The 8,126-nt window shown below is 58.4% G+C and carries 10 protein-coding genes; 2 read left to right on the forward strand and 8 right to left on the reverse strand.

Annotation, left to right across the window (positions count from 1 at the left end; all coding sequences use genetic code 11):
* Positions 1–109: 109 nt before the first annotated feature.
* The 7 genes from rsmG to rnpA all read right to left on the reverse strand — a co-directional run bounded on the left by rsmG (position 110) and on the right by rnpA (position 6,936).
* Positions 110–814 carry a 16S rRNA (guanine(527)-N(7))-methyltransferase RsmG gene (rsmG, locus tag MR935_RS07485; protein ID WP_290572394.1) on the reverse strand — a complete coding sequence of 235 codons (705 nt, stop codon included), beginning with the start codon at positions 812–814 and terminating at the stop codon, positions 110–112.
* On the reverse strand, positions 811–2,694 hold the full coding sequence (gene mnmG, locus MR935_RS07490; RefSeq protein ID WP_290572396.1) for a tRNA uridine-5-carboxymethylaminomethyl(34) synthesis enzyme MnmG: 1,884 nt from the start codon (positions 2,692–2,694) through the stop codon (positions 811–813). Before mnmG ends, rsmG begins: the two co-directional genes overlap by 4 nt.
* 322 nt (positions 2,695–3,016) lie before the next feature.
* Complete coding sequence (gene mnmE, locus MR935_RS07495) at positions 3,017–4,378, reverse strand: tRNA uridine-5-carboxymethylaminomethyl(34) synthesis GTPase MnmE (protein ID WP_290572398.1); 1,362 nt, start codon at positions 4,376–4,378, stop codon at positions 3,017–3,019.
* A 21-nt stretch (positions 4,379–4,399) separates the two neighbouring features.
* A complete protein-coding gene (gene jag, locus MR935_RS07500) occupies positions 4,400–5,362 on the reverse strand; it encodes an RNA-binding cell elongation regulator Jag/EloR (RefSeq protein WP_290572400.1) in 963 nt (320 codons plus the stop codon).
* 2 nt (positions 5,363–5,364) lie between these two features.
* Positions 5,365–6,339, reverse strand: coding sequence for a YidC/Oxa1 family membrane protein insertase (locus MR935_RS07505; RefSeq protein ID WP_290572401.1), 975 nt, complete (start codon positions 6,337–6,339; stop codon positions 5,365–5,367).
* 43 nt (positions 6,340–6,382) lie between these two features.
* Entirely contained in the window at positions 6,383–6,595 is a 213-nt protein-coding gene (yidD, locus tag MR935_RS07510; protein WP_290572403.1) for a membrane protein insertion efficiency factor YidD, read from the reverse strand.
* Positions 6,592–6,936, reverse strand: coding sequence for a ribonuclease P protein component (gene rnpA, locus MR935_RS07515; RefSeq protein WP_290572404.1), 345 nt, complete (start codon positions 6,934–6,936; stop codon positions 6,592–6,594). The genes yidD and rnpA overlap by 4 nt, the downstream gene beginning before the upstream one ends.
* Before the next feature lie 64 nt (positions 6,937–7,000).
* Here rnpA and MR935_RS07520 point away from each other — a divergent pair, with 64 nt between their 5' ends.
* Positions 7,001–7,330, forward strand: a complete 330-nt coding sequence (locus MR935_RS07520; RefSeq protein WP_290572406.1) for a hypothetical protein — start codon at positions 7,001–7,003, stop codon at positions 7,328–7,330.
* 30 nt (positions 7,331–7,360) lie between these two features.
* On the opposite strand, the gene rpmH is transcribed toward MR935_RS07520, so the two are convergent.
* Positions 7,361–7,495 (reverse strand): 50S ribosomal protein L34, encoded by a 135-nt coding sequence (rpmH, locus tag MR935_RS07525; RefSeq protein WP_290572408.1) that lies wholly within the window; start codon positions 7,493–7,495, stop codon positions 7,361–7,363.
* Between the two features lie 287 nt (positions 7,496–7,782).
* Here rpmH and MR935_RS07530 point away from each other — a divergent pair, with 287 nt between their 5' ends.
* Complete coding sequence (locus MR935_RS07530) at positions 7,783–8,088, forward strand: hypothetical protein (protein ID WP_290572409.1); 306 nt, start codon at positions 7,783–7,785, stop codon at positions 8,086–8,088.
* The last annotated feature ends 38 nt before the right edge of the window (positions 8,089–8,126 follow it).

The following is an 8,126-nucleotide window of genomic DNA, read 5'->3' on the forward strand; positions in this document are numbered from 1 at the left end:
CACAAAAAACGACGAACATCTGTCAATTTCAACTGCAAAAGCCACATTTCCCCCTATTTTCGGACAAAAAATAACCCTCTGTAATTTCCATACAGAGGGTTACAAATCGTTATAACGGATCGGCCTGTATCCGTTTGAAGCGGCGCGGATACTGCGCCGGTGTCTCAGCGGTCTTGCGCAGGCGGACAATGACGCGCGGTATCTCGTCAAAGGGCACGGTGTAGCGCAGCAGCTCAGCCGCCGGCGCGCCGAGCACGGTAAAGGCGTTCGCGGCCGAGCCGACCTCATCCATGCAGTCCACCGCCTTCATGGCGAGAAACGCGCCGCCCACCTTGACCATCGGCAGTGCCAGCTCACACAGCACGCGCAGCATAGCGACAGCGCGCGAGGTCGCCGCATCGAATGAGGCGCGGTTGTCCCCCGCGAAGTCCTCTGCCCGGGCGTGAACGGCCGTACAGTTGGTCAGCCCCAGCGCGGTGATAACTTCACGCAGGAAGTCAATACGCTTGCGCTGTGCATCGAGCAGCACAAACGAGGCCTCCGGACAGAGGATGGCCAGCGGCAGGCCGGGAAAGCCCGCTCCCGTGCCGACATCCAGCACGCGCTGCCCCGCTTGCAGATAAGGCACGAGCGCCGCACAATCCAGAAAATGCCGGGTGACTACCTCGCACGGGTCGGTGACTGCGGTCAGGTTCATCACCTTGTTCTTGTCCAACAGCAGGGCAGAGAAACGCAGCAATTGATCCACAGCCTGTGGACAAAATTTAATATGCATCCGCTCCAGTCCGGCGGTGAGTAACTCACAATCGGTCAACGTCCCTCCCCCTTCCATTTTGTCTCCAGATAAATCATCAGCGCGGTGATATCAGCGGGCGAGACGCCTGAAATGCGCGCCGCCTGCCCGATGCTCACCGGTTTGACCGCGTCCAGCTTTTGCCGCGCTTCCAGCCGCAGCGAATCAATGCCGCTGTAATCCAAATCGGGCGGCAAATGCCGGTTTTGCAGCCTGCGGTACTGCTCGACGTCCCGCTGCTGGCGCTCGATATACCCGGCGTACTTGATGCGGATATCGACCTGCTCACGGATGACCGCGGACAGCACCGGACGCGCCGGGTCAAACGGCGCAAGCTCATCATAGCACAGCTCGGGACGGCGCAGCAGCTCAATCAGCTTACAGCCTGCCCGGATGGGTGCGCTGTTCTTACCGGCAAGAAAGCAGCTGAGCGCCGTATTCGGCGCAAGGCCGACCGAAGCGACCCGTGCGATCTCTTGCTCTACCTGTGCATACTTTTGCCGCACGCGCTCCCCTCTTTCAGGTGGGTTAAGACCGACGCGCACACCAATGGGGACAAGCCGTTCATCCGCGTTGTCCTGCCGCAGCAGCAAACGGTATTCCGAGCGCGAGGTCATCATACGGTACGGCTCGCTCGTGCCGCGCGTGACCAGATCGTCGATCAACGTACCGATATAACCGTCCGCACGGTCAAGGATGAGCGGCGGCTGTCCTTTGATTGCAAGCGCGGCGTTGATACCCGCGACCAACCCCTGCGCCGCCGCCTCCTCATAGCCGGACGAGCCGCAGAACTGCCCCGCACCGTACAGTCCCTTGACCTTTTTGCTCTCCAAGGTCAGTGTCAGCTCCAAGGGGTCGATGCAGTCGTACTCGATAGCGTAGGCCGGGCGCATGATCTCTGCATTTTCCAAGCCCTTGACCGAGCGCAGCATCTCGCACTGCACATCAAACGGCATGGACGAGGAAAAGCCCTGCACATAGATCTCCTCCGTGTCCAATCCCATCGGCTCAAGAAAAAGCTGGTGGCGCGGCTTGTCGGCAAAACGGACGATCTTATCCTCAATGCTTGGACAGTAGCGCGGACCTACACCTTCAATTTTACCGCCGTAGAGCGGAGAACGGTCAAGGTTGGCGCGGATGATCTCGTGCGTGCGGTCGGTCGTGTAGGTCAAATAGCAGACGGCCTGATTTTCGGGCGGGCGTTCCGTATCAAAAGAAAAGGGGATGATCTCCTGTTCACCCGGCTGCACAGCAAGGCCGCCAAGATCGATCGAGCGGCGGTGGATACGCGGCGGCGTACCCGTTTTGAAGCGCTGCAAGCGAAAGCCAAGCGCGCGCAGGCAGTCGGCCAGCGGCCCCGCAGCCGCCATACCGTCCGGGCCGCTCTGCTGGGCAAAATCACCGATAATGATACGCCCGCCGAGAAAAGTGCCCGTTGCAACGATGGCCGCGCGCACCGGATGCCGCGCGCCGATGGCCGTCACAACCGCTGTGACCGCGCCGTTTTCGGTCTCTATTTGAACAATTTCGTCCTGTTTGAGCTGCAAGCCCTGCTGCTGTTCGAGCACGCGCTTCATATACGTTCGGTACTTGACCCGGTCAGCCTGCGCGCGCAGCGAGTGCACCGCCGGCCCCTTGCCCCGGTTGAGCATACGGTATTGGATGCAGGCCGCGTCGGCCGCGCGCGCCATTTCGCCGCCCAGTGCGTCGATCTCGCGCACCAGATGTCCCTTGGCCGTGCCGCCAATTGCCGGATTACAAGGCATATTGCCGACCGCATCCAGATTGATAGAAAAGCAGGCTGTTTTCATGCCCAAGCGGGCGGCGGCAAGCGCGGCCTCGATACCCGCGTGACCTGCGCCGATCACCGCGACATCAAACGGCTCGGAATCAAAAATCATTGTGCAAAGCTCCCTCCCTTTCTCTTGCCAAAAACCCATTTCCGGCTGGGCGGCACCGCGTTTTTATACACAGCTCTGTTGATAGCTGCTGTTGATAACTCTGTGTAAACATGGGATAACTTTTGACCTTGACAGAAAATATCAAATACATAAAGTAATATTATTATCAAATATTTCTATTTGAAATGTTTTCAAAGAAAAATCAAAGGCCGCTGCGCGCGGCAGGCGGCCTCTGTTGGCTGGATATCGGATATCATAATATTTTTTACGAAAAACGCCGCATCGTTTGCAAAACCGTTTCCGATTTTTTTGAGCACACCTTTTACTTGCCGACACAGAAATCGCTGAAAATGCGGGTCACAACGGCTTCGGTCACCGTCTCGCCGGTGATTTCGCCGAGCGCGGCGATTGCGCCCTCCGCGTCCATCACGACCGCGTCAGGTGTGAGGCCTGTGGTAGCGGCGTACAGCGCGGCTTCGCAGCGCTCCGCGGCGCGCGCCAGCGCGGCGGCCTGCCGGGCGTTGGTGATGAGCGCGCCGTCGAGCGCGCCGTCTCCCAAACCGACCAGCCGTGGTATCAGCGCAAGCAGCTTTTTCATGCCCTCCCCCGTTTTGGCCGAGAGCGGCACAATATGCAGATAATGCTTTTTGAGCAGCTTTTCATCAATCTGGCGCGGCAAATCATCCTTATTGATGACTGCGATCGCGCGGTGTCCGGTCGAGCGTGCAAGCACCAGCATATCCTCATCGCCCAGTGGGCGGGAGCCGTCAAACACGGCGAGGATAAGCGAACAGGCTGAGGCTTCGGCCATTGCGCGGTCAATACCTGCCTGTTCAATGGGGTCATTGGTGTCCCGCAGACCGGCGGTATCGGTCACGCGCAGCAGCAGCTGACCGACCTTAACGTTTTCCTCGATCAAATCGCGCGTCGTACCCGGAATATCGGTGACGATCGCGCGTTCGCGCCCGAGCAGGGCATTGAGCAGCGTGGATTTGCCCGCATTCGGCCGTCCGAGAATGACGCAGGGCACACCTTCGCGCAGGATACGCCCGCGCTCATAGCTTTCCGCCATGGCATACAGACGGCTGGTCGTGCGGTGCAGCAGCGCGGCCGCATCGTCAAACAACACAGGGTCGATATCCTCGTCGGGAAAATCGACCACTGCGTGGAAATGCGCTACCAGACTAATCAGTTCGTCGCGCATCTGCCGAATGGGTGAGCCAACCGAACCCATCACCTGCGCGGCAGCGTTCTGCGCGGCTTCGACCGTGCGCGCAGTGATGAGGTCGTGTACGGCTTCGGCTTCGGACAGGCCGATTTTGCCGTTGAGAAAGGCGCGGCGGGTAAACTCGCCCGCTTCGGCCTGCCTTACACCCTGCTGAAACAGCGCCTCAAGCGCCTGCGTGAGCACGGCGGACGAGCCGTGGCATTGCAGCTCGGCCATCGGCTCGCCGGTGTAGGTATGCGGCGCGTGCAGCGCAACCGCATAGCAGCAATCGATCATCTTGCCGTCTGTTCCATGCAGCGTGCCGAACACCAGCTTTTGCGTGGGCGCGTCGCGCAGTTCTCCTCCGTTTTTGGCGTGAAACACGGCCGAGACCGCCTCGATCGCCCGTTCACCCGATACCCGGATCAGCCCGACCGGCCCGCCGGCGGAAGAAATGGCGGCTATGGTATCGTTCATATTTATCCCCCCGGCGTTGGCTCAGTGGTGCGAGCGGCCGCCGTCCGGCGCGATCACAACGCGGCGACCCGGCTCGGTGCCGGTGGAATAGGTGGTCACGCCGTTAAAATCCTGCAGCGTGGCATGGATGATGCGGCGCTCATAGGGGTTCATCGGCTCAAGCGTCATCGCGCGGTGGGATTTGACCACCTTCATGGCGATTTTGCGTGCCAGACGCTCCAGGCTTTCCGTGCGTTTTTCACGGTAATTCTCCGTATCGACCGACAAGCGCACATGCTCGTCCAGCGCATTATTGAGCACGAGCGAGGCAAGGTACTGGATGGCGTCCAGTGTATCGCCGCGGCGGCCGATGACCGGCCCCATGTCCGGACCGGAGATCTCCAGCCGAAGCTGGTCGCATTCGACCTGCGGCAGCACAGAAACCGTGCCCACAACGCCCATTTTTTCCAGCAGGCCGGTGATGAACTCGGTCGCAAGCGTCTCTGCCTTTTTCATGCATTCCTCCGAGACCGGCTTGAGCGCGCGCTCCTTGGGTACGGCGGGCACGGGCGGACGCTTTTCGTGCGGGCGGCTGTCGCGCCGGCGGCGCTCACCACGAGACGGGTGGGCGACTTCGGGCTTATCCGGTGTGAAATCAGCCGGCGCGGCCTTGACCAGACGCGGCGTATCATCCTCGGTCGTGATGGACAGCTTAGCGGGCTTGTCCTGCTTTTTCGGGCGGCTATCGTGCTGGGGCTTTGCTGGTTTTTCCTTTTCCACAGGTGTGTGGACAGCCTTTTCCGGCTTTGCCGGAGCTGCCGGCTCATCGGGCGCTTCATAGGACACACGCACGCGCGCGGGCGTTGCGCCGATACCGAGAAAACCCTTTTTACCGTTGTCAAGCACCTCGACCGAAACGTCGTCCCGGTCAAGTCCAAGCTGCCGCAGCGCATTTTCGATCGCGGCATCACGGTTTTCACCGGTGGCTTCTAAAAATTTCTGCATGATTATTTGTCCCCCTTATCCTTCTTTGCTTTCTGGGACTGTTCGACCTGTGCGGCATGGTGCGCCGCACGCTTGGCTTCCTTTTCCGCAGTCAGGCGGGCGGCCTTCTCGGCCTCCTCTTTCTCTCTTTTCTTGATGAGGTAATTGCCGAGCACCAGCTCCTGCAAGCAGGTGAATACATTATTGAAAATCCAGTAAATACCGATCGCACCCGGCAGGATAAAGCCAAAGTACACCGACATCAGCGGCATCATGTAGCTCATCATGCGCATCTGGCTGGCCGCGGCTTCATTTTTCGTGCCCTGCATCTTCTGCATGACGTAAGAGGACAGAAATGCGGTCAAACCGGACAGGATCGGGATGATCCAAAGCGCGCTGGGCGATTTGATAGACGGGATCTGCGCCAGATTCAGGCCGAAGAAATTAAAGTCAATATTGAGCAGATCGCCCGCGCCCTCGGTGATGCGCGTGACGGCCTCCGGCCAGACGCCGCCGTTTTCCGCAAAGACCTGACTGAGCTTTTCCGCAATGGTGATCTGACCGTAAAAGCCCGCGGCCGCCAGATCGACGCCGACAAACGCGGCCAGCTTTGCAATCACCTCGTCGCCAAAGCCCATCATAAACTTGAGCGGCTGCTGCACCGCGTAGTACAGACCCATCATGATCGGCAGCGGGATAAACTGGGGCAGACAGCCGGAAAGCGGGCTGATGCCGTGCTTCTGGTACAGCTTCTGTATCTCCTCATTAAGCTTGACGCGGTTGTTGGCATATTTCTTTTGCAGCTGCTGCATCTCGGCGTTCATCGCGCTCATGGCCAGCATACTCTTTTTGCCCTTGATCGCCAGCGGAATGCAGATGATCTTGACCGCCAGCGCGAACAGAATAACCGCAAAGCCATAGGAGCCGACAGCCCTGAAGATGGCCTCCAGAATAAGACCGAGCGGCCTGACGATAACAAGTCCGAATAATTCTCCCATAAATTAACTCCCAACAATTTTCAATTTTCCGTGCGCCCAGCTTTTAAGGCACCGGGTCATACGGCCCTCTTTTAGAAAAAGGATGACACCGGCAGATGCGCTTGACCGACAGCCAGCCGCCCTTGAGCGCGCCGTACTTTTCGATTGCCTCCAGCGCGTACTGCGAGCAGGTCGGGATATAGCGGCAGCAGGACGGCTTGCAGGGCGAGATATGCCGGCGGTAAAAACGAACGGCCGCCAGCAGCAAGCGCTTCACGGATGAGCCGCCGCCGCCTTGTTTTGCCGCAAGGCGTGCAGCAGCGATTTTTCGATTTCCCAATACGTTGCGCCCACCGCGCGTCCCCGCGCGACGAGCACAAGGTCAACGCCGGTGGCAAAGGCGTCTTCATGCAGGCGGTAAGCCTCCCGCAGCAGACGCTTGACGCGGTTGCGCTGCACCGCGCCGGCCAATTTGGCGCTGACCGTCAGCCCCAGCCGGTTATAGCCGAGGTTGTTTTTGCGGCAGTACAGCACCAGATGGCTGCCCGCTGACGAAACCCCCCGGTAATAGACCCGGCGGAACAGGTGATTTTCCTTTAAGGATACAGTGTTTTTCATGTGATGACCTCTCGTTTTTCCGATGCCCGTGAAAAAACGAAACTTTTCTTTGCAGCTAAGTAGATTGCAAAGCTGGCTGTGCGCTTTGTGTCCGGCCGCACAGCCCAAAACCAAAATACCGGCTTTCCCTGCTTTTTCGACAGAAGAAAAAACGAGCCGCATACAAGCGGCCCGCTGCAATTCTTTCGCGCCGCCGGCGCGCATTCCACAAAAAACAGCATGCCTTTTTCCCTACGCGCCGCAGCGCGTCATCAAAAAGAAAATAGCCTGCCATTTTCATAAAAAGTCAGGCGCAGATCCTGACTCTTTATGCAAGAAAGAAGAAAAGCTTCGCGTGTCAGAGCTTTTCTCCTCAAAGGCTTTGTCCGAATGTGGTTCGGCAAAGCCCGATTGATGAAAACCGCAGCCTTCACCGAAGACCGGCTCAGGCGCTCAACTTTGCGCGGCCCTTGGCGCGGCGGCGAGCCAGCACCTTGCGGCCGTTCGACGTGCGCATACGCTTGCGGAAGCCGTGCTCCTTGGAGCGCTGACGCTTCTTGGGCTGATACGTTCTCTTCATCTCTTGTGCACCTCCCTGTTATACGAAATTTACGGATGGGCACCGGCATAGGTCCGGCGCTCTGCGCGGGCACATGCCGCTGCCTGTCCGCATAGCATGATACGATAATTATTATCCTATAAAAAGCGCCCAATGTCAAGAATTTTTTATGTTTTCAACATCTTGCGAAAATTTTATAATTAAAGTTACCAAGAGGACAGCACTCTGGTAACTTTATTTTTTGCCGTAAAAAGGCAGGAATACCAGTGTGATACCCCGAAAAACAGAACGGAAAGGAGAGGTTAAGGATGGCAAAAGTGACGCATGAAATGCGAAAGACCATCTACGAAATGTGGCGTACCGGCGCAAGCAAAAAAGACATTAGCGAACGCCTGAAGCTGAATGTAAACACCATCAGGAACGAGCTGTGCAAAGGCTACAACGGGCAGGTCTACCCGGGCGGCAGGCCGGTCTACGATCCGGCGCTTGCGGAGCGATGCAGCAATAGCCGCGGAAGGCAGGCGCACCGGGAGCAGATGATGCGCATAGCGTCCGCCCCGCCCAGCATCTGCACGGGCGATGACATGGGCGGGGCATCTGCCCGGGATGACTAAAGCCACATGAAGCATCGCAGGCCCGCGGCATGGTGGAG

The organism is Agathobaculum sp., from assembly GCF_022775115.1.
Classification (GTDB): domain Bacteria; phylum Bacillota; class Clostridia; order Oscillospirales; family Butyricicoccaceae; genus Agathobaculum.

Excerpts from the sequence above, each read along its gene's own strand:
- mnmG (WP_290572396.1), bottom strand. The coding sequence starts at position 2,694 with ATGATTTTTGATTCCGAGCCGTTTGATGTCGCGGTGATCGGCGCAGGT.
- mnmE (WP_290572398.1), bottom strand. The coding sequence starts at position 4,378 with ATGAACGATACCATAGCCGCCATTTCTTCCGCCGGCGGGCCGGTCGGG.
- jag (WP_290572400.1), bottom strand. The coding sequence starts at position 5,362 with ATGCAGAAATTTTTAGAAGCCACCGGTGAAAACCGTGATGCCGCGATC.
- MR935_RS07505 (WP_290572401.1), bottom strand. The coding sequence starts at position 6,339 with ATGGGAGAATTATTCGGACTTGTTATCGTCAGGCCGCTCGGTCTTATT.
- rnpA (WP_290572404.1), bottom strand. The coding sequence starts at position 6,936 with ATGAAAAACACTGTATCCTTAAAGGAAAATCACCTGTTCCGCCGGGTC.
- rpmH (WP_290572408.1), bottom strand. The coding sequence starts at position 7,495 with ATGAAGAGAACGTATCAGCCCAAGAAGCGTCAGCGCTCCAAGGAGCAC.
- MR935_RS07530 (WP_290572409.1), top strand. The coding sequence starts at position 7,783 with ATGGCAAAAGTGACGCATGAAATGCGAAAGACCATCTACGAAATGTGG.